This window comes from Fictibacillus sp. S7, assembly GCF_004127935.1.
GTDB lineage: Bacteria > Bacillota > Bacilli > Bacillales > Fictibacillaceae > Fictibacillus_C > Fictibacillus_C enclensis.
Map to the genome: position 1 here is coordinate 3,711,601 of NZ_QJKL01000001.1, position 20,108 is coordinate 3,731,708.

A 20,108-nucleotide genomic window follows, 5' to 3' on the forward strand; every position below is an offset into this window, starting at 1 on the left:
GAGAGGGGGAAATGAAAATGACTGTAAAAACACTTAAATACTCTGAGTGGAGCAATAACCTGGTTAATGGTAGCTGGAGAGAAGGATCTAGTGAGAAAACTTGTACAGTAACGAACCCTTATAATGATGAAATTCTGACAGAATTGAAGTTTGCGAGTAAAAATGATATCCATGAGGCATATGTGGCAGCTGAAGAGGCCCAAAAAAGTTGGGCAAAAGTTGCTCCTTACAAAAAAATTAGCATTCTTGAAAAAGCTGCTCAAATTATGCAAGATAAGAAAGAAGAACTGGTCCAACTTCTTATTGAAGAAACAGGAAGCTCGCATTTAAAAGCCAGCGTAGAAGTTGACTGCAGCATCGGCGATATAAAACTAGCTGCTACTTTCCCATTATTGATGGGGGGATCGATTCGTCCATCCGCCATTCCAGGAAAAGAAAACAGAGTTTACCGTGAACCTACAGGAGTTGTTGGCGCCATCACTCCTTGGAATTGGCCTTTACATTTAACAATGCGAGTTGTTGCACCTGCCATTGCTACTGGAAACAGCATAGTTGTGAAACCTGATCTGCAAACCCCTATTACTGGCGGTCTTATCATTGCCAAAATCTTTGAAGAAGCTGGGCTTCCAAAAGGAGTCATTAACGTGACTGTGGCCGATCTTGAAGAAATAGGTGACTCCTTCGTAGAACATCCAGTTCCAAGTGTCATTTCATTTACAGGTTCTACTGCTGCTGGAAAACATGTAGGCTCACTTGCAGTCAAGCATGTTAAAAAGCCTGCCTTGGAACTAGGAGGAAACAATGCCTTTATCGTTTTAGATGACGCAAATTTAGACGAGGCTGTTTCTGCAGCAACGTTTGGTAAATTCATGCATTCAGGCCAAATTTGTATTGCGATTAATCGTATCATTGTAGATCGTAAATTATATGAACCGTTTATTGAGAAATTTTTAGAACAGACTGCAAAGGTTAAAGTTGGGGATCCGCGTGAGAGTAATACAATCATTGGCCCAATGATCAATCGAAAACAAGTGGATAGAGCATTGAGTATTATCGACAAAAGTGTGGAGCAAGGAGCAAAATTAATTAAAAAAGGAAATGTCGAAGGTAATCTCATGGAGCCGTTTGTCCTTGTAGATGTAACAAATGATATGACAATCGCCCAAGATGAAGTGTTTGCTCCTGTAGCTTGTATTATTCCAGTAGATAATGAAGAAGAAGCCATTAAAGTGGCTAATGACACCCCATTTGGTTTAAGTGGCGCAGTATTTTCAGGCTCGCTTGAAAGAGGAATCGATGTCGCCAAACAGATTAAGACAGGCATGATTCATGTTAATGATCAAACAATCAATGTCGAGTCTAATGTTCCATTTGGCGGAGAGAAAAGTTCAGGTTTAGGCAGATATTGCGGTGAATGGGCATTCGAAGAGTTTACAACTGTTAAATGGATATCCGTTCAAAAGGAACCTAGACAATATCCATTTTCATAAGGTTATGATCAGCCTGGAGGGAACAATTTTATATTGCGCTTCCTCTTTGCAAATTCTAGTAATATTGTCCAACTGAGATATACCAGACCTCAAAACGGCTGACCTAAGGTTTCTGGTCAGCCGTTTTGCTATTTTCTCCGTATCCCGATCCTTCTTCCCGCTTCTTCTGGTTTTGATAGAATTTGCTGGTCTTTTCCGAGAGTATCAATCTTGGATTGAATGGCGGGCGGAAAAGGGGCTGCACGGCCATTGGCCATATCCATGCCCATCAGCATTTGCTCGCTGATTGCCAGACGATTTCCTTGTTCATCATACATCGTAAAAAAGACATGCAGACGTTTCGTGTCATAGTCCAGAAGCTGAAGGCTGATATGAAGTTCCTGATCCAAATGCGCTTCTTTTAAATAAACCAGATGGGTTTCCAGGGTATAGATTGAGTACTGTTGTGTTTCACGGAATTGATGATCAATCCCCAGGTCATCCATGAATTGATCCACTGCTTTGCTGAAGACGAGAGCATAGGCCGAATCGTTCATATGGCCGTTATAGTCGATCCAGTCGCTGTGTACAGTCGTTTTCAGCAAAGGATTGATAAAATTACCCATCACTTTCCCTCCAAATCTATCAGTTAGAGTCTTCCGTTTAAATTGGCTGCCGGCCAATATTTTGAAAGCAATTGCTGCAATTCGATCAGAAAGTCGTCTCTGCGCTTTTCCAAATCAGTGATGGTGTGATCCTTCGTTTGTTGTTCACAGCCGTCAATCACTTTATTGCTTAATTCCTCGGTAAGTTCAGGGGCAACGAGTTTCGTCCAAGGCAGTTTCAAGGCGGGTCCGAATTGCTCAAGCATGTGTTTCATTCCTTGTTCTCCGCCGGCCAGATGCAGTGTTAAGAAGGGACCCATCAGCGCCCAGCGCAGACCGGGACCATATACAATGGCAGCATCTATTTCTTCGGTAGTAGCCACCCCGTCATTTACAAGATGGAGTGATTCTCTCCAAATCGCTTCCATCAGACGGTCAGCCACATGACCCTCAATTTCATTTGAAATGACAAGCGGCTTCATCTTGATAGAATGATAGAATTGCTCAGCCCTTTGAATCACTTTGGGAGAGGTCTTCTTTCCCCCCACAAGCTCAACAAGAGGAATCAAATAAACCGGGTTAAACGGATGGGCAACAATGATCCGTTCGGGTCGAGTGCAATCGGATTGCAGACTGCTTGGCATCAACCCTGATGTGCTTGAGGCAATAATGGCCACAGGGTTTGCGTACTGATCAATTTGAGCCAACAAGCTGCGCTTGATGTCCTCGCGTTCAGGAGCGTTTTCCTGGATAAAATCGGCATTCGCAACTGCTTTTTCCAGGTTGGGTTCAAAGGTTAGCTTATCCTTTGAAGCACCCTTTGCGAGTCCAGCTTTTTCAAGCGCCGGCCAAGCTTTTCCCAAAGCGTTTTTCACTCTGGATTCCGCTCCAGGTGCAGGATCCGTAGCGACTACGTCATAACCTTGTGACAAAAAACGGGCAATCCAGCCGTTCCCGATTACACCTGTTCCAACGACCGTTATTTTCTGTATCGAATGATTATTCATGGGGAACTCCTTTTGCAAACGGGTTGTTTAATTTTAAGTGTTTTCTCGCTTCTGCTGGTGTCATCGGGTTAGCTCCAAGGCCACCCATGATACCGACGACCTTGTCCACCAGCTGGGCATTGGTTCCCAAAATCCCTTTACCAACATAAAGGTTATCTTCCAGACCAACACGTACATTGCCGCCAAGCAGCATGGATTGTATTGCCGTTGGGAGTTGCAGGCGTCCAATGCCAAACGCTGACCAATGGGCATTTGCCGGCAGGCTGTTCTTCATATACAGCATCGTTTCGGCATCTGCTTCTGCTCCCCAAGGAATGCCAAGGCAAAATTGGAACATGGGATCGTCATCGATCAGCCCTTCGTGGATCAACTGCTTGGCAAAGCGAAGATGTCCGGTATCAAAGCATTCAAGTTCAGGCTTCACGCCGCTTTGCTGGATGAGCTTTGCCTGTTCACGAAGCCAGGAGGTCGTACTAATATAAAGCTGATCTCCAAAATTCAGGCTGCCGCAATCGAGCGTGCATATCTCGGGTAGAAGTTTACCAATAGGTTCATGGCGTTCTGCAGGCAGCTGGATATCAGTGCCGGGCCCACCGGTGGCCGGGTCCTGATTACTGGGCAACCAGTCTCCGCCACCGCCGGCAGTGAGGTTTAAGATGACGTCCATTTCAGACTCCCGAATCCGTTCTACAACTTCGCGGAAAAGTTCAGGGTCGTGGCTGATTCCACCGGTCTTTGGATCACGAACATGGATATGGGCGATGGTAGCACCAGCTTTGGCGGCTTCGATGGCTGATTCTGCGATTTCCTTAGGTGTGACTGGAACGTGCGGGCTTTTTTGGGTGGTTTCTCCTGCACCGGTTACTGCACACGTTACAATAACATTCTGATTCATAGGGATTCCTCCTTAAAAAGGGTAAAAAAAAGAAAATGGAGAGAATCTTCCATTTTCTTTTTCGTTGTACGCTGTAGCTCAACTTTAGGGTTTAGGAACATGCTTGAAGATCTCGCCGCTTTCAAAGAAATCGACCAGGCGGGACAACCATTGATAATAATCCAGCCATTCTTTTGTTTCCTTTAGAAGATCATTGACCTTAAGTTCCATCTCTTCCGTAAGGGTCTCATTATCCAATATGCCCTTTATCTCAGCTGACAGCTTTTTTTCAAACATTTTATTCTTGTTGATCGTTTTTTGCCAGTTGGAGGTAAACAAGGAAATAAAGGTTTGGTAGTAGTCCTGCTCCACGTTATATAAATCCTTCCGAATACCCTTCTCAAACACTTTTTCAGCAATATTCAGATCGACCATTTCCCTGACAACCTGACTCATACGGGTCTTGCTCATACCCGTAGCTTCTGATAGCTCATCAAGCGTCATCGGCTTTCGATTCATATAAATGATGCCTAATACCCGCCCGACAGTTGTAGAAACACCATAGGTGTGCATATTGTCAGCAATTTTCTCAACCAGTTGATCTTCAACATTCCTTATTTTCACAGATGGCTGTTTTTCAACCAAATGAATCACCCTTCCAGTTCCCAGCTTCTTCATGAGCCAATGTATCACAAACCCGCGAAAACCAAAAATCAATATATCAAAGAAACCAAGGCAATCAGCAAGCAATTGTAAGGAAAAGCCGGTCTGTACTTATTATCTGAATAATTTTACGTAAATATTGTGCATTTTATACAATTTGTAAACTTTTTATTTCACAAAGTTTAATTTAAGCTGAAGATAGCACAAAAGTCACGGAATGTTGTTAACCAATGTGAGATCCGAATCAGAAGGGGAAATTTACGGAGGTGTTTTATCATTGCTGAAATTTGATCGAGTTTCAAAAGTGTATAAAGGAGGAAAGAGAGCGGTTAACCAATTATCGCTGGAATTTGAAAAGGGCGAATTTATTTGTTTTATTGGCCCTAGTGGATGCGGAAAAACAACAACGATGAAAATGATTAACCGACTCATCGAGCCAACCGAAGGGAGCATCTATATTAATGGTGTGGATGTATTAAAAAAGGATCCGGTTGAGCTCAGAAGAGAAATTGGCTATGTGATTCAACAGATTGGGTTGTTTCCTCATATGACCATCCAGGAGAACATTTCCATCGTCCTTAAATTGTTGAAATGGCCGGAAGATAAACGGCGCGCCCGGGCAGAAGAATTGTTATCCCTTGTGGATATGACACCAGAATATCTGGAGAGATACCCTCATGAACTGAGTGGGGGCCAACAGCAGCGAATTGGTATCTTACGTGCGCTGGCTGCCGATCAGCCGTTGATTTTAATGGATGAGCCGTTTGGTGCTCTTGACCCCATTACCAGGGATTCGCTGCAAGAAGAGTTCAAGAAACTGCAGAAGAAATTGGATAAAACCATTGTGTTCGTCACTCACGACATGGATGAAGCTCTGAAGTTGGGAGACCGAATCGTTATTATGCGGGATGGAGAGCTGGTCCAATGCGATACACCAGATGAGATTCTCCGCAATCCGGCCAACGATTTTGTTGAAGAGTTCATTGGGAAAGACCGTTTGGTACAAGCGAGACCAAACATTCAAACCGTTGAACAAATCATGAATCCGCAGCCTGTAACGATTACCGGGGATCGTTCGTTGTCTCAAGCCATTCAAGTGATGAAGCAGCATCGTGTGGATTCTTTGCTGGTGGTTGATGAAAGTAACATCCTTAAAGGGTATGTGGATGTGGAGATTATTGATCAGAACCGGAAAAAAGCAAACTTAATCCATGAGGTCCTTAAAACGGAATTCACCGTGCAAAAAGATGACCTGGTACGTGACACCATCCGAAAGATCCTTAAAAAAGGAATGAAATATGTAGCCGTTGTGGATGAAAATCAGCGTCTTGCTGGCATTGTGACGAGGGCGAGCCTGGTTGATATTGTTTACGATTCCATCTGGGGCGAAGCAAGGGAGGAGATGCAATGGACGCCGTCATCCAATTTTTAACTACGTATGGCAGTGAATTGGCGTACAAAACGTGGGAACACTTATATATTTCATTACTTGCCGCTTTGCTTGGAATCATCATCGCTGTTCCTCTTGGTGTCGCCTTAACCAGGGTTCCTAAAGCAGCAGGAGCGGTGATGGGGATTTTGGGAATTGTCCAGACATTCCCGAGCTTTGCGATTTTGGCCTTTTTTATTCCTCTTCTCGGGGTGGGAAAAGTTCCGGCCATCATAGCTTTGTTTTTTTACTCCGTTTTACCGATTTTGCGAAATACCTATATTGGGGTGAAGGACGTGAAACGCAGTCTGCTGGAGGCCGGCCGAGGAATGGGAATGTCCGGTTGGGAGCGGATCCGCTATGTGGAATTGCCGCTTGCTGTTCCTGTCATTATGGCGGGCATCCGGCTTTCTACTGTTTACTTGATTGGCTGGGCAACACTTGCTGCCTACATCGGTGCTGGCGGCCTTGGCGATTACATTTTCAACGGGCTGAATCTTTTTCAGGCTGAATTTATTATTGCAGGGGCGGTGCCTGTTACCATCCTTGCCCTGTTAACGGATATTCTTTTGGGCAGACTCGAGCGATGGGTTACACCAAAAGGCATGAGAAAAATGAAGGAAGCTGCTTAGGAAGGAGACAACTGATGAAAAGCGTAAACCGGCTTATTTTAGTCACTGCCGTTATGGCAGTTCTATGCCTCAGTGGCTGCTCTCTTCCAGGATTAAGCGGCCCGGCAAAAGGAACGATCGCAATCGGAACACTTGGAACGTCCGAATCTCAAATCATGGGTAACATGGTTCGTCTCATGATCGAACATGACAGCGATTTGAAAGTCAATATGGTCAATAACCTGGGTTCGTCCACCGTTCAGCATCAGGCCATGATCAACGGTGACGTGGATATTACGGCAACACGTTATACGGGAACGGATCTGGAAGGGGCATTAGGTATGGAACCTGTAAAAGATCCGAAGAAAGCCCTGAAAGTTGTTCAGCGGGAATTTCAAAAGAGATACGATCAAACGTGGTTTGATTCTTATGGTTTTGCCAATTCCTACGCGTTTACCGTCACGAAGGAACTGGCCGAGAAAGAGAATCTTCATACCGTCTCGGATTTGGAGAAGCATGCCCAGAATCTTAAACTTGGTGTAGATAACGCCTGGTTAAAACGAAAGGGAGACGGTTATAAAGGATTTACGGAAAAATACGGTTTTGAGTTTGGAAAAACCTATCCGATGCAGATCGGCCTGGTCTATCAGGCGGCAGCCAAAGGGAAAATGGATGTGGTGCTGGCCTATACAACCGATGGACGGATCAAATCTTATAACTTAAAAGTACTTGAAGACGATAAACAGTTTTTCCCGCCATATGATTGTTCTCTTGTTGCACGGAATGAAGTGCTGAAGGAACATCCGGAACTGAAAGGCAAGCTTGAAAAGCTCTCTGGAAAAATTGATACGGAAACGATGCAGAAGATGAATTTCGAAGCGGATGGAAAAAAGAAGGAACCGTCCATTATCGCAAAAGAATTCCTGGAGAAACACAACTATTTTAAATAGGAGGTGCCAAATTGGAGACGATCAATGAAATTTTCAACTATTACATGCAGAATGGAAGTTACGTTTGGGAACAATTTTACCGGCATTTTCTCATGTCGGCCTACGGCGTGTTATTTGCTGCCATTGTAGCGATTCCTCTTGGCATACTCATCGCGCGCTATCACCGGCTTGCAGGCTGGGTCATTTCATTGGCTAATGTCATTCAAACGATTCCTGCTCTGGCCATGCTGGCGGTGCTGATGCTCGTCATGGGGCTTGGCACCAATACGGTGGTATTTGCACTCTTTCTCTATTCACTGCTTCCTATTATTAAAAACACGTATACGGGAATCCGGAATGTGGACCATGCCTTGCTTGAGTCAGGAAAAGCAATGGGAATGACCAAATTTCAAGTATTATGGATGGTGGAGCTCCCGTTGGCAATTTCAGTCATCATGGCTGGGTTGCGTACCGCATTGGTCATCACCATCGGGATTGCCACCATTGGTACATTTATTGGCGCCGGCGGATTAGGGGATATCATTCTTCGCGGTACCAACGCAACCGATGGCACATCCATCATCCTCGCTGGAGCGATTCCCACTGCGGTAATGGCTGTTCTGGCAGATTTAATGATGGGATGGCTGGAGAAACGATTATCACCGAATAAAAAGACGAAGAGACCTCTGCAGCAGAATACCGCTGCATGATGCCTCCTTACCAAAGGGACTGGGAACAGTCTCTTTTCTTGTTGCCTTTTTCATCACCTTCAATAATAATAAATGTAAGAAAATTCTAAAATTTCCAAAGGAGGCGCTCATGTACCGGAAAGAATTCTATGTGTTAGACCGTAAAACGCCCATTTCTGCTGTCATCCGAAACTACAACGAAGAGGATTTCGATGATTTGATTGCGGTTCAGCAGGAAAGCTTCCCGCATCCTTTTCCTTCCGATCTTTGGTGGGAAAAAGAGCAATTGAGGAATCACGTGGAATTATTCCCCCAGGGAGCGCTTTGTGCAGAAATCAACGGAAGAATGGCCGGTTCCATGACCTCTCACCTGGTTCATTTTCAGCAGGATGATCCGGACCATACCTGGGAAGAGGTGACAGACGGCGGGTATATCCGAAATCACCAGCCAGACGGTAACTCACTGTATGTAGTTGATATTTGTGTGCGCCCTTCCTATAGAAAGCTTGGAATCGGCAAATGCCTGATGAACTCCATGTATGAGATTGTGGTTCACCATGGGCTTGAGCGGCTGATTGGCGGAGGAAGAATGCCGGGCTATCATGAAAAATGCAGCAGTCATACACCAGAGGCGTATCTCGAATCGATTGTGAAGGGAGAGTTTCATGATCCGGTCATTACGTTTCTCATGAGCTGCGGCCGTGTTCCTGTCAAGGTCGTGGAAAACTATCTGGAGGATGAAGAATCCAGGAACTGCGCAGTGCTGATGGAGTGGAGGAATCCCTTTTCGCAAAAGGGATGAGGCCTTGCTTGTAACATAAATAACTAAATAATAAGTATAAATAAGAACCCTGATGCGGGAACATCAAAGTTCTTCCTACAGCTATCCGGCAAGTGCGGTGGCTCGATTCTATGCAAAAGTAACCACCTCAGGTTGTCTTCGCTGACAGGGTGGTTACTTTTTTTTGTTTCATGAACTGATAGAAACATAAAATTTTGCTAGATTTTCACTACTAATTCCCTTCACCCTGACATAGGTTGTATTAAGAGATTTGAGCAACCAGAATGGAGGGGATGTATGAAACGGGGAGTATTTTTCTTTTTTATGGCGTTTATTATTGTAACCGGTCTTTGTACGGGTATGAAAGTGAATCAGCTGCTTTTTGCAAAATATGAAGATAATGAGACTTCCCCGGCTGGCCTGATAGTGGCTGGAGTCGATCCGAAGCAGCTGGAGCGGGAAGCGAAAAGTCAGATGAAGCAGGATATCGAAGAGGAGTTTCGCGCCTCCATGTCCTATACTTTTGGGGATTTGAAACGATACCATTCGGTTCTTGATACGCAGGCGGTTCTGGCTAAAAAGGAAACCTTCTTTATCATCCAATCGAAAAATGAGTCCTATAACGAACAAGTGGAGCGATTCTTCACTGTAAGTCTTGACCATTTCAGCACAGAAGCTGATCCTGAGCGCCGTGTGCACCAGGTTTGGCTGGTTGATAAGGATTTTACGATTCTTAAAAAGCAGAAAATATATTGAATGGCTACAATGTGTAAAAGCAGCCGCCTCCCGTACCACGAAGAGGGAGGCTGCTTGTTTGTTAAACGACCGTTTTATTCCTGTGCCCCTTTAAAGGAATTGGATTTATGTTATACTATAGGTATGACACTTTTTTCAGCTCTATTCTCTTATGGCGAATACATAAGTGTTTATGATGCAAATAGACTAATGACATTGTGCCACGGCCCCCCCATTGGATTTGAGGAGTCGGGCCTTTTCTTATTGGAGGAAAGATAGAATGAAAAATCAACACGTTCATATGTTGTCTGTTTCCAAGCCGGCTGGATGGCTTTTGATTTTGGGTATTATCTTTGCCGGCGCTAATCTGAGAGCGCCATTAACCTGTGTAGGGCCGCTCATCGAGATGATAAGGGAGAACACAGGGATGTCCAACACACTCGCGGGTATGCTGACGACAGTGCCGCTGCTCGCTTTTGCGTTGATCTCGCCACTGGCGCCTAAAATGGCACGTAAATTCGGCCTGGAGTACACGCTCTTTGGTGCATTGCTGTTACTCGGAGCAGGTATTTTATTGCGGTCTGTTCCTCTCTCATCCGGATTGTTTGGCGGGACGGTATTGCTTGGAGTTGCCATAGCGGTATGCAACGTTCTGCTGCCGAGTTTAATCAAAAGAGAGTTCCCGAACAAGGTAGGGTTGATGACAGGAACCTATTCGGTTTCCATGAACATGTGGGCAGCCGTTGCTTCCGGCGTGAGTATTCCCATTTCAAAAGGATTGGGCTATGGATGGCGCTTTGCGCTAGTGTGCTGGGTGCTCATCTCGCTCGTTTCCATTCTTGTTTGGCTTCCTCAGCTAAGGATGAAGCATGTTCCCATATCTTCTTTAAAAGGCACATCCATGTGGGGCTCAGGGCTTGCCTGGAAGGTGACGCTGTTTATGGGGCTGCAGTCCACCGTTTTTTATTCGATTATTACCTGGCTACCGGCCATTTTGCATCAGCAGGGACTGAGTCCTTCAAAAGCCGGCTGGCTGCTGTCACTGACTCAATTTGCGAGTCTTCTTCCAACGTTCTTCGTTCCGGTTTTGGCGGGCAGGAGCGCAGATCAGCGAAAACTCGTAGCCTTTACGGTCCTCTTTTTACTCTTGGGCTATGCAGGCATTCTTAGCGGGATAACCTGGCTCGCTCCTCTCTATGTGATTTTGATTGGGATCGGCATCGGCTCAGGATTCGGCCTGGCGACCATGTTTTTTGTGCTTCGGACGCAAAATGCCCATCAGGCGGCAGAGCTTTCAGGAATGGCGCAATCGGTCGGTTATTTGCTGGCTGCGATTGGACCGGCCCTTTTTGGCTTTTTGCATGATAAAACCCATAGCTGGACCCTTCCCCTTATAGTGTTGGTCGTGGCCGGCGTGCTACTCTTTTTCGTTGGCATGGGAGCGGGAAGCAACCGGTATGTGAGCGTTGAGAAAGATACTGATGTTCTTCAGAAAAAAGCTTTATAACATAAGGAAACAGGCTGTTGAACACGAACAGCCTGTTTTTTTATATGGATTTTTAAGGCAGGAGATATACCATATAGTGCGGATAATCCTGCAATTGCTCTCTTCTTAACTTCCCTTCATCCACTAATTCATCAAGTCCCCTTTCCACTTCGATTGCTTGGACTCCATACAAATCGGCCATTTTTACAGGTGAAACCGCCATATGCTTCGGCACTTTGGCTGAGGATACAATCATCGCCGTGACATGCGAAAGTAATTCTTCCTTTTCCATTTTTTGATCCACTCCTTTATCACATCTATCAAAATCCTAACCAATCTCTACTTTTTCTATGCAAATCCATTTTAATTCCCTTCGGTTTTGGAAATGCTTGTTAAAAAGAAACGAAATTGGAATAAAAGGAGGCTGATTTATTCAATGGAAGACAACCATTTTTCCATACAAATCAACGGAAAAGAATTTCCTGCTACAGAAGGCCAAACCATTCTGCAGGTGGCCAAATCACAGAACTATGAGATTCCGAGCATTTGTTATCACCCTGACCTTGGTACGATTCAAACGTGTGATACCTGTTTTGTGCAGGTAGAAGGCGAACTGGTTCGTGCTTGCTCCACTAAGGCAATACCCGGGATGCAGGTCGATTCACTGTCAAAAACCGTCAAGGATGCACAATATGAAGCGATGTCCCGCATTTTAAAAAATCATGAGCTCTATTGCACGGTTTGCGATAACAATAACGGCAACTGCGTGGTGCATAATACGGCTGAATATCTGGAGATTGAGCATCAGAAATATAAATTTGAAGCGAAACCTTACCCGCCGGATAACTCACATCCCTTTTACCGTTATGAACCGGATCAGTGCATTTTGTGTGGAAGGTGTGTGGAAGCCTGCCAGGATTTGCAAGTGAATGAGACGCTGACCATCGACTGGGAACGCGAAGCTCCGCGCGTGATTTGGGATAACGATGTTCCGATCGATGAATCATCATGTGTTTCCTGTGGCCACTGTGTCACGGTCTGTCCCTGTAATGCACTAATGGAAAAATCGATGCTTGGAGAGGCGGGGTATCTGACAGGCATTCCGGCCAACATGCTTGGACCGATGATCGATCTTACGAAGGAAGTCGAGCCGGGGTATAAGGAGATTTTCGCCATATCCGAAATGGAAGCAGCCATGCGGAAAGCCCGGATCAAACGGACGAAAACAGTGTGTACATACTGTGGGGTAGGCTGCAGTTTTGAGGTTTGGACGAAGGGCAGGGAAATCCTGAAGATCGAACCGAGTGAAGAAGCTCCGGTTAACGGAATATCCACCTGCGTCAAAGGAAAATGGGGCTGGGATTTCGTTAACAGTGACAAGCGTCTGACGAAGCCTTTGATCCGAAAAGGAGAAGAGTTTGTTGAAGCCACCTGGGAAGAAGCGTTGAAACTCATTGCGGAAAAACTGACAGGGATAAAGGAAGAGCATGGTGCTCATTCCATCGGCTATATCGCCTCTTCCAAATGCTCGAATGAAGAGAATTATCTTTTTCAAAAGTTTGCGCGATCCATTATGGGAACCAACAATGTGGACAATTGCTCACGATACTGCCAGTCTCCGGCAACGGCAGGACTGTTGCGGACCGTTGGAATTGGCGGTGATGCCGGAACCATTAAGGATATTGCAGCATCTGAGCTGGTAATGATTATTGGGGCCAATCCGGCAGAATCCCATCCTGTTCTGGCTACCCGAATTAAACGGTCCCATAAATTGCACGGGCAGAAATTAATGGTCGTGGATCTGAGGAAAAATGAACTGGCTGAGCGGGCTGATCTGCATGTTCATCCCAAACCGGGTTCAGATTTGATTTTGCTTTCAGCAGTTACAAAGTACATTCTTGATCAAGGATGGGAAGACAAAACATTTTTGGAGAAACGGGTCAATGGATTGGAAGAATACCGGTCATCATTGAATAAGTTCACACTGGAATACGCTGAGGAAAAAACAGGATTATCCAAAGAAACGTTGATCCAGATGGCAACTATGATTCATGAGGCAAGGTCGGTCTGTGCCTTATGGGCAATGGGTGTCACCCAGCATATGGGAGCGACCGATACGAGTACAGCAATCTCCAATTTGCTGCTGGTGACAGGAAACTACGGACGAACCGGAACAGGTGCGTATCCGCTTAGAGGACACAACAACGTTCAGGGTGCGTGTGATTTTGGCACGATGCCGGCATGGTTTCCCGGTTATGAGCCTGTCCAGGACAAAGCGGTGCGTGAGCGCTATGAAAAGGCATGGGGCGTCAAGCTTCCGGAAGAGCCGGGATTGGACAACCATCAAATGGTGGAAGGCATCCATAAAGGAAAGCTAAAGGCACTTTATTTGTTCGGTGAAGACATGTCACTGGTGGATTCCAATTCGAATTTTGTGGATGATGGCTTTGAAAAGCTGGAATTCTTTGTGGTGCAGGACATTTTCTTCAGTAAAACCGCTCAATTTGCGGATGTGGTTTTACCGGCAGCACCAAGTCTGGAGAAGGACGGTACGTTTGTCAACACGGAACGACGCATCCAGCGTTTTTACAAGGTTCTTGAGCCGCTTGGCCAGTCGAAACCGGATTGGGAAATCTTTCAGGAGTTGGCCAACTTGATGGGAGCCAATTGGAACTACACACATCCTGGTGAAATCATGAAAGAGGCGGCCAGCCTAGCCAAGTTTTTTGCCGGTGTAAGCTATGATCGGCTGGAAGGATGGAACAGCCAGCTTTGGCCGGTAGCAGCAGATGGTACCGATTCTCCGCTCTTGTACAAGGAGAGGTTTGCATTTCCTGACGGTAAGGCGAAGCTGGTTGCTGTTGAATGGACTAAGCCGTTTAAGCCGGGTGAAGAGTTCGACCTGCATTTAAATAACGGCCGTTTGCTGGAACATTTCCATGAAGGAAACATGACGTACCGCTCAGAGGGGCTTACACACAAAGTTCCACATCCATGGGTGGAAGTCTCGCCAGAGCTTGCCCGTGAACGGGAGCTTGAGGACGGGGCACTCGTTGGCCTGACTTCCCCGTATGGCCATGTGGAGGTCCGGGTAATCGTCACCGACCGGGTGAAAGGCAATGAGCTATATCTGACCATGAACACTTCTGAGGACATTGAAGCGGTTAACAAGCTGACGAGCAGCTACCACGACATTATTACTCACACACCGGCATATAAGGAAATGGATGTCAGAATGGAAGTTCTCGAAACTTCCGGAGAGCCTCCATTACCAAAAGTGAATCACCGATTTGGGAACCGTATTCCACAAATCAGTGTCCGCGTGGAAGCCAAGTGGAAGCGTGACGATTTCACGCCGATTGAAGAGTTGATAAGGGGGGACAAGCATGGCGAAAGCAATCAGGCAAATTAAAAAGGAAGGCCGCACCCGGGAAGAAGAACAGGCAGAAGCAGTGGCAGGAATTGTTCGGGAACTGGCGGACAACAGCGAAGCGATTTTGACCATGATTAGCATTGTGAAAAACCTTCATGAAATGGGGGCACTGGATACTTTATCCGCTCTTATTGAAAAACGTAACGATGTTGGAGTAATCGCCATTCAGCAAATTAACAAGCCTGAAATGCACAAAACGATTAAAAACGGAATCAATGCCTTTAATTTTCTCGGTACCATCCATCCGGATCAACTGAAAACGATGCTTTCCGGGATGAGTAAGGGGCTTGAGAGAGCGGCCGATTCTGCAGAAAAAGAGGAAACACCAAGTTTATGGCAGCTGGGAAAAAGCATGCGCACTCCTGAAGCGAGAGCCACGATGGCCATGATGATGGAGTTTTTGCAGGGCATGGGCGAAGGCATAAATGAAGTACCAAGACACAATAAATAAAGGATGAAACCCGCATTGGAAGCAAAAATCATCAAAATTAAAGGGCTTGAAAATGAGCAGGATGCCGATACCATTTCAAATGCACTTCAGCATGTATGGGGTATTGGGCAGGTTGATGTCAACATCAGCCGGGGAGAAGCAAGCATCAGCTTCGACCCAAGTATGGCGTCCTATGAGGATTTTCTTCAGGCCATCCATGAGAGAGGCTATGTTGTGGAGAATGGTCTTCAATGATTCAGATGAAAAAAGGAGAACAAACGCATGAAAAAATGTGAAATCTGCGGATTGGAAGAGCCGCTCGAAAACCACGAAGCAGGCGATTCCCCGAAAATTCTTCATCTCTGTGAAAGCTGCCAAAATGACCGCAAGTTCGATGGATTAGATCATGTTTAAAAAGGAAAAACAGGTGAACCGGAATAAGGGTCACCTGTTTTTCCTTTTTCCTCTAATCGGATCTATTCTGAAGGAGTTGTTGCTTTATGGCAGTAAGATCTGTGCCAACAAAACTGGCGCCCGTCAATTTTCCCTCCATTGAATATATTGGTTTTCCAAAAATGTCATACATATGAATGCCATCGGACATGTCATAATGAATAAGCTTGCGCTGGGGCTGGTCCGTTTTAATGATTTTATACTTCAATGCCATAAATTCTTTGGAGCCTGCATGATCGATTAATTCATCATCTCTCTTTCCTAGAAGAAAATTGGGCGCATCGTAATCAGACGGAGGATTAAAGGCCCATGTGTACCGGAGCTGCAAATCGCAGTGGGCAATGGATACAGGTGAGCAGGATAGGACTTCATTAAAAGGTTCATTAAAATAGCTCGAGTAAAACCGTGCCGTATCAAAGTTTAGTACTTCGGCTATTCTTCTGGCGACCTCCTGGCTCGGGACCCTTTTTCCCCATTCAATTTGGGAGTAATAGCTCCTGTCGATAAAAGCAGCGGATGCCACTTTTCCCTGAGACATGTTTTTTTGCTGTCGTAATTGTAATAACCATTTTCTCATTGTAACCACCTGAAACTTTTCATCTCTTTTTTCTATGATTATAAACCTGGATGAAATCAAATCAATACCAATAATGTCAATTCATAATAAATTTTGGTCAAAAAAGGAAAAATCACTTATCTCTTTGTTACTCTATTCTTGTAATTGATTGGTCTTTGTAGGAATTATTGTAAAGCATACTTCATCCTATGTTTGGAACAATACCATTGTATTACGAAAAAAGGAGGGGAAACAAAATGGATCAACAGAAAGTATTAGCTGCCCACGAGTCTTTGGACTTACATGAGGCCATTAACTTTAAAACGCTTTGTATCGCCAAGTCAAAATTAATGCAAGGACTGGTTTTTGATGACGATTTGAGGAATTTAATGAAAAAAGATGTTCAACAATCATCGCAGGATCTTACTGAATTGCAGTCCCTCTATGAACGAGCGCCTTTTCAAGCTCCTGTTCCTCAAAATCGCCCCACTCCCATCATTGATGGAAAGGAAGGTACCATCCATTGAATAATGATTATTTGGACCCGATAAACTCGCTGCATATGCCTGAGATGGCAGACACTACCTTTGCCATGGACTTTCTTCTTCGTGCCAAAGAAGGTGTTCGCAACATAGCTGTAGCATTAACCGAATCCGCATCACCTGATGTCCGTGCCACATTAAGAAAACAATTGATGCAGGGCATAGCGATGCATCAGGAAATATCTGAATTGATGATCAAGAAAAAATGGTTCCATCCTTACGAATTAACGGAACAGTACCAATTGGACCAGCTATCGGCCAACAATACGATGAAAATTGGCAAAATGAACCTGTTTCCTGTTGAGACCAATCGAAAGGGCTTGTTCGATCGGACACCTGATGAACATTGACACTGGAGGTTATATAGTATGAAGGCGGTAACGTATCAAGGGATAAAAAATGTTGTTGTGAAAGAAGTGCCAGACCCTAAGATTGAAAAACCGGATGACATGATCATCAAAGTAACCAGTACAGCAATATGCGGTTCTGATCTGCATTTAATTCATGGCATGATCCCTAACCTGCAAGAGAACTATGTCATTGGACATGAACCGATGGGAATCGTTGAAGAGGTTGGCCCTGAAGTGACTAATGTAAAAAAGGGAGACCGCGTCATCATTCCATTTAACATCGCATGCGGTGAATGCCGTTTCTGTAAGGACAATTTGGAAAGCCAATGCGACAATTCAAATGATAATGGAGATATGGGAGCCTATTTCGGCTATTCCGGAACAACTGGCGGTTACCCAGGCGGGCAAGCGGAATATTTGAGAGTTCCTTTTGCCAACTTTACTCATTTTAAAATCCCGGAGACCTGCGAGGAACCTGATGAAAAGTTAGCGGTTATTGCGGATGCGATGACCACTGGTTTTTGGAGTGTCGATAATGCGGGCGTAAAGGACGGGGATACCGTTATCGTTTTGGGATGTGGTCCGGTGGGGCTTTTTGCACAAAAGTTTTGCTGGCTAAAAGGGGCGAAGCGCGTGATTGCCGTTGATTATGTCAATTATCGCCTGCAGCATGCGAAACGGACGAACAAGGTTGAAATCGTTAACTTTGAGGATCATAAAAATTGTGGAGAATACCTAAAGGAAATCACCAAGGGCGGTGCGGATGTAGTCATTGATGCGGTTGGTATGGATGGAAAAATGACAGATATGGAGTTTCTTGCCAGTGGGTTAAAACTTCACAGTGGTGCATTAGGTGCATTTATCATGGCGACCCAGGCTGTCCGAAAAGGCGGCAATATCCAGGTGACCGGCGTTTATGCGGGAAAATACAACGGTTTCCCATTTGGAGATATTATGAACCGCAATGTCAATATCCGCTCCGGACAAGCACCTGTTATTCACTATATGCCTTATATGTTTGAACTCGTTTCTACAGGAAAGATCGATCCGGGAGATGTGGTCAGCCATGTCCTTCCGCTCAGTGAAGCTAAGCGTGGCTATGAAATTTTTGATACCAAAACGGATGATTGCATAAAAGTCGTCCTGAAGCCTTAGGAAGGAGGATTGAAAATGAACTATGCTCTGCACGAAGTACTTGAGGTTCAAGAAATGGCCGCTTTTAAAACAAATTGTTTAACCAAGTCCAAAACGATGAAAGCACTGGTTAGTGACCCAAGGCTAAAAGAAATAATGCAGCAAGACATTGATCTTTCCACCAGTCAGTTGAACGAATATACCTCTGTTTTATCCAATGCAAAGCAATCGTTAGGAGCTGAGTTAAATTGAATTCAATCATTGAAAACTTAACAGGAATGGATGCCATTTCGGACCAGGTTGTTGCAATGGATTTATTGATTGCGGCAAAAAGCGGTGTCAGAAATTACGCGATGGCTGCCACGGAAGCCGGAACACCTGAAATCAAAGAAATGTTAACCCGGCATTTGGAGGAAGCCATAGAGATGCATGAACAAATTTCCGGTTATATGGCGGAAAAAGGATGGTATCATGCTTGGGATACGAACGAGCAGATCCAATTGAATTTGACAAATATGAATACCGCTTTGGATTTGCCAACACTATAGATGATGTAAAGGGGCTGTCTGAAAAGTCAAAAAATGACCTTCAGGCACCCTTTTTGCGAGAAAAAACTTCGTGGAAAAGTTGATTGTAGTGGAAGGTGCGAGACTCCTGCAGGACTAGCGGGACAGGTGAGACTCCCGAAGGTGCTTGCGCCAAAAGGTAGGCGTTCACGCCGGTAAGGCTCACCGCCCGCCCTGCGAAAGTAGGCGATTAAGCCGGTTAAAGCGAGCGGCCTGGAACAAAAATCAACGACTTCCAGACTTCTTGGACAGCCATTTATTGTCAGTATGCAGGAGCAGGCAATTCATCTATGTTTATGCGAAGCAAACTATACGGCTTTTCCCGCAGATCCCTTCCATAATGAAACCTGGCCTGCCGGTGTAATTGGTTCACAATCACATATAAGTATTGATCCGGTCCAATCGAAAACGTATCCGGCCATAAAAGCCTCGGGTCATGTGCAATGGTTTCCATGTTTCCGTTCGGCATGATCTTTCGTATGCTGTTGTTTTCATAATCCCCTGCATAGACGTTTCCTTTTGCCCCGGTAATCATTCCGTCAGATGCCCCTTTTTCCCCAAAATACTCCACCCGGGAAAGTAAGTCCTTCTCCGGTATCGTTCTGTCTCTCAGGGCTTCTGTTGAAATGGAGAACAAATGACGGCTCGTTAATGGACAAAAAAATAATGTCTTTCCATCCGCAGAAATCGCGATACCATCAGACGCCAGTCGAAAGGGAGAAATGGAGCCGTCTTTATTGCGGTTCATCAGTATTTTACCTTCTACTTTTGGCAAGAAATAAGGATCGGGGGATGTAGGCGGGGTGCCACTTAACCGTCTGAATGCGTTTCCGGTTTCTAAATCCACAACAATGATCGCTCCTGGACCTTTGGAGGATGAATCTGTGATATAGGCATAACCGGATTTTCCTACGCGATAATCAAAGCGAACATCATTCAAATATGTGGTTGGCAGGATGACTTCTTCTGTAAAGGTATATATATTTCTGATTGTATTTGTTTTTAAATCAACAGCGACCAGTTTTGCTCCCCCTTTAATCGGTTCAGAAAAATTGGGTGCTGCTGTATCCAATACCCAAAGTGTTCCCCTTCCATCAGCCACTACACTTTGGACACTGATAAATGACATCGAAACGTTTGCCGGGTTGGCCAAATTTGTTTCCAAATTTGGATAAGGCTGTAATTGATCACCCGCAATTTCAGCCACCGTAAATTTCACGTCATCTCCCCATTTCGGAAAGCAAACGAAAATACGCCCGGTTTCTGACACGGTAACGCCTGTAGGCATAGCCCCATAAAATGAATAAACGAGTTCAAACTTACCGAAATATTTTTCCATAGGCAGCATAAAATTCATCATCTCCCT

24 protein-coding genes are annotated in these 20,108 nt (G+C 45.1%); 17 read left to right on the top strand and 7 right to left on the bottom strand.

Features of this window, described 5'->3' with window-relative positions:
* Positions 1–17: 17 nt before the first annotated feature.
* Positions 18–1,490, top strand: a complete 1,473-nt coding sequence (locus DMO16_RS19075; RefSeq protein WP_129479429.1) for an aldehyde dehydrogenase family protein — start codon at positions 18–20, stop codon at positions 1,488–1,490.
* Positions 1,491–1,618: 128 nt separating this feature from the next.
* On the opposite strand, the gene DMO16_RS19080 is transcribed toward DMO16_RS19075, so the two are convergent.
* The 4 genes from DMO16_RS19080 to DMO16_RS19095 form a co-directional block, all read right to left on the bottom strand.
* Complete coding sequence (locus DMO16_RS19080) at positions 1,619–2,095, bottom strand: thioesterase family protein (protein WP_129479431.1); 477 nt, start codon at positions 2,093–2,095, stop codon at positions 1,619–1,621.
* A gap of 23 nt (positions 2,096–2,118) precedes the next feature.
* Entirely contained in the window at positions 2,119–3,081 is a 963-nt protein-coding gene (locus DMO16_RS19085) for an L-carnitine dehydrogenase (RefSeq protein WP_129479433.1), read from the bottom strand.
* On the bottom strand, positions 3,074–3,976 hold the full coding sequence (locus DMO16_RS19090; protein ID WP_129479435.1) for a 3-keto-5-aminohexanoate cleavage protein: 903 nt from the start codon (positions 3,974–3,976) through the stop codon (positions 3,074–3,076). Before DMO16_RS19090 ends, DMO16_RS19085 begins: the two co-directional genes overlap by 8 nt.
* An 84-nt stretch (positions 3,977–4,060) precedes the next feature.
* Complete coding sequence (locus DMO16_RS19095) at positions 4,061–4,633, bottom strand: GbsR/MarR family transcriptional regulator (protein ID WP_289487276.1); 573 nt, start codon at positions 4,631–4,633, stop codon at positions 4,061–4,063.
* Positions 4,634–4,895: 262 nt separating this feature from the next.
* On the opposite strand from DMO16_RS19095, the gene DMO16_RS19100 reads away from it, so the two are divergent.
* The 7 genes from DMO16_RS19100 (at position 4,896) to DMO16_RS19130 (ending at position 11,299) form a co-directional block, all read left to right on the top strand.
* On the top strand, positions 4,896–6,050 hold the full coding sequence (locus DMO16_RS19100) for a betaine/proline/choline family ABC transporter ATP-binding protein (RefSeq protein WP_129479437.1): 1,155 nt from the start codon (positions 4,896–4,898) through the stop codon (positions 6,048–6,050).
* A complete protein-coding gene (locus DMO16_RS19105) occupies positions 6,026–6,679 on the top strand; it encodes an ABC transporter permease (RefSeq protein ID WP_129479440.1) in 654 nt (217 codons plus the stop codon). Before DMO16_RS19100 ends, DMO16_RS19105 begins: the two co-directional genes overlap by 25 nt.
* 11 nt (positions 6,680–6,690) lie before the next feature.
* Positions 6,691–7,608 (top strand): osmoprotectant ABC transporter substrate-binding protein, encoded by a 918-nt coding sequence (locus tag DMO16_RS19110; protein WP_425590076.1) that lies wholly within the window; start codon positions 6,691–6,693, stop codon positions 7,606–7,608.
* Between the two features lie 44 nt (positions 7,609–7,652).
* Positions 7,653–8,297: an ABC transporter permease gene (locus DMO16_RS19115; protein ID WP_425590077.1), complete on the top strand. Its 645-nt coding sequence runs from the start codon at positions 7,653–7,655 to the stop codon at positions 8,295–8,297.
* Positions 8,298–8,406: 109 nt separating this feature from the next.
* Complete coding sequence (locus DMO16_RS19120) at positions 8,407–9,078, top strand: GNAT family N-acetyltransferase (RefSeq protein WP_129479447.1); 672 nt, start codon at positions 8,407–8,409, stop codon at positions 9,076–9,078.
* A 276-nt stretch (positions 9,079–9,354) separates the two neighbouring features.
* On the top strand, positions 9,355–9,813 hold the full coding sequence (locus tag DMO16_RS19125; RefSeq protein ID WP_129479449.1) for a hypothetical protein: 459 nt from the start codon (positions 9,355–9,357) through the stop codon (positions 9,811–9,813).
* 259 nt (positions 9,814–10,072) lie between these two features.
* A complete protein-coding gene (locus tag DMO16_RS19130) occupies positions 10,073–11,299 on the top strand; it encodes a CynX/NimT family MFS transporter (RefSeq protein WP_129479451.1) in 1,227 nt (408 codons plus the stop codon).
* Positions 11,300–11,351: 52 nt separating this feature from the next.
* Here the strand turns inward: DMO16_RS19130 and DMO16_RS19135 are convergent, their stop codons facing one another.
* On the bottom strand, positions 11,352–11,570 hold the full coding sequence (locus tag DMO16_RS19135; protein ID WP_129479453.1) for a hypothetical protein: 219 nt from the start codon (positions 11,568–11,570) through the stop codon (positions 11,352–11,354).
* Between the two features lie 144 nt (positions 11,571–11,714).
* Between DMO16_RS19135 and fdhF the strand changes: the two genes are divergently transcribed.
* Genes fdhF through DMO16_RS25235 form a run of 4 tightly spaced genes read left to right on the top strand, consistent with a single transcriptional unit; the run spans position 11,715 to position 15,555 of the window.
* Complete coding sequence (fdhF, locus tag DMO16_RS19140; protein WP_129479456.1) at positions 11,715–14,690, top strand: formate dehydrogenase subunit alpha; 2,976 nt, start codon at positions 11,715–11,717, stop codon at positions 14,688–14,690.
* Positions 14,665–15,162 carry a DUF1641 domain-containing protein gene (locus DMO16_RS19145; protein ID WP_129479458.1) on the top strand — a complete coding sequence of 166 codons (498 nt, stop codon included), beginning with the start codon at positions 14,665–14,667 and terminating at the stop codon, positions 15,160–15,162. Before fdhF ends, DMO16_RS19145 begins: the two co-directional genes overlap by 26 nt.
* 3 nt (positions 15,163–15,165) lie before the next feature.
* Positions 15,166–15,396 carry a heavy-metal-associated domain-containing protein gene (locus DMO16_RS19150; protein WP_206738132.1) on the top strand — a complete coding sequence of 77 codons (231 nt, stop codon included), beginning with the start codon at positions 15,166–15,168 and terminating at the stop codon, positions 15,394–15,396.
* Between the two features lie 27 nt (positions 15,397–15,423).
* Entirely contained in the window at positions 15,424–15,555 is a 132-nt protein-coding gene (locus DMO16_RS25235; protein ID WP_276203876.1) for a hypothetical protein, read from the top strand.
* A 52-nt stretch (positions 15,556–15,607) separates the two neighbouring features.
* Here the strand turns inward: DMO16_RS25235 and DMO16_RS19155 are convergent, their stop codons facing one another.
* The gene (locus DMO16_RS19155) at positions 15,608–16,171 is read right to left on the bottom strand and encodes a helix-turn-helix domain-containing protein (protein ID WP_129479460.1); all 564 of its coding nucleotides are present in this window, start codon (positions 16,169–16,171) and stop codon (positions 15,608–15,610) included.
* 236 nt (positions 16,172–16,407) lie between these two features.
* Between DMO16_RS19155 and DMO16_RS19160 the strand changes: the two genes are divergently transcribed.
* From DMO16_RS19160 to DMO16_RS19180, 5 genes are read left to right on the top strand one after another with little or no spacing between them, the layout of a single operon-like run.
* Positions 16,408–16,677, top strand: a complete 270-nt coding sequence (locus DMO16_RS19160) for a hypothetical protein (protein WP_061975300.1) — start codon at positions 16,408–16,410, stop codon at positions 16,675–16,677.
* Entirely contained in the window at positions 16,674–17,042 is a 369-nt protein-coding gene (locus DMO16_RS19165; protein ID WP_061975298.1) for a spore coat protein, read from the top strand. The genes DMO16_RS19160 and DMO16_RS19165 overlap by 4 nt, the downstream gene beginning before the upstream one ends.
* Positions 17,043–17,060: 18 nt before the next feature.
* Positions 17,061–18,197 carry a zinc-dependent alcohol dehydrogenase gene (locus DMO16_RS19170; protein ID WP_061975296.1) on the top strand — a complete coding sequence of 379 codons (1,137 nt, stop codon included), beginning with the start codon at positions 17,061–17,063 and terminating at the stop codon, positions 18,195–18,197.
* 15 nt (positions 18,198–18,212) lie between these two features.
* Positions 18,213–18,428: a hypothetical protein gene (locus DMO16_RS19175; RefSeq protein WP_061975294.1), complete on the top strand. Its 216-nt coding sequence runs from the start codon at positions 18,213–18,215 to the stop codon at positions 18,426–18,428.
* Complete coding sequence (locus DMO16_RS19180; RefSeq protein WP_061975292.1) at positions 18,425–18,724, top strand: spore coat protein; 300 nt, start codon at positions 18,425–18,427, stop codon at positions 18,722–18,724. Before DMO16_RS19175 ends, DMO16_RS19180 begins: the two co-directional genes overlap by 4 nt.
* 280 nt (positions 18,725–19,004) lie before the next feature.
* On the opposite strand, the gene DMO16_RS19185 is transcribed toward DMO16_RS19180, so the two are convergent.
* On the bottom strand, positions 19,005–20,099 hold the full coding sequence (locus DMO16_RS19185) for an L-dopachrome tautomerase-related protein (RefSeq protein ID WP_129479462.1): 1,095 nt from the start codon (positions 20,097–20,099) through the stop codon (positions 19,005–19,007).
* Positions 20,100–20,108 lie beyond the last annotated feature (9 nt).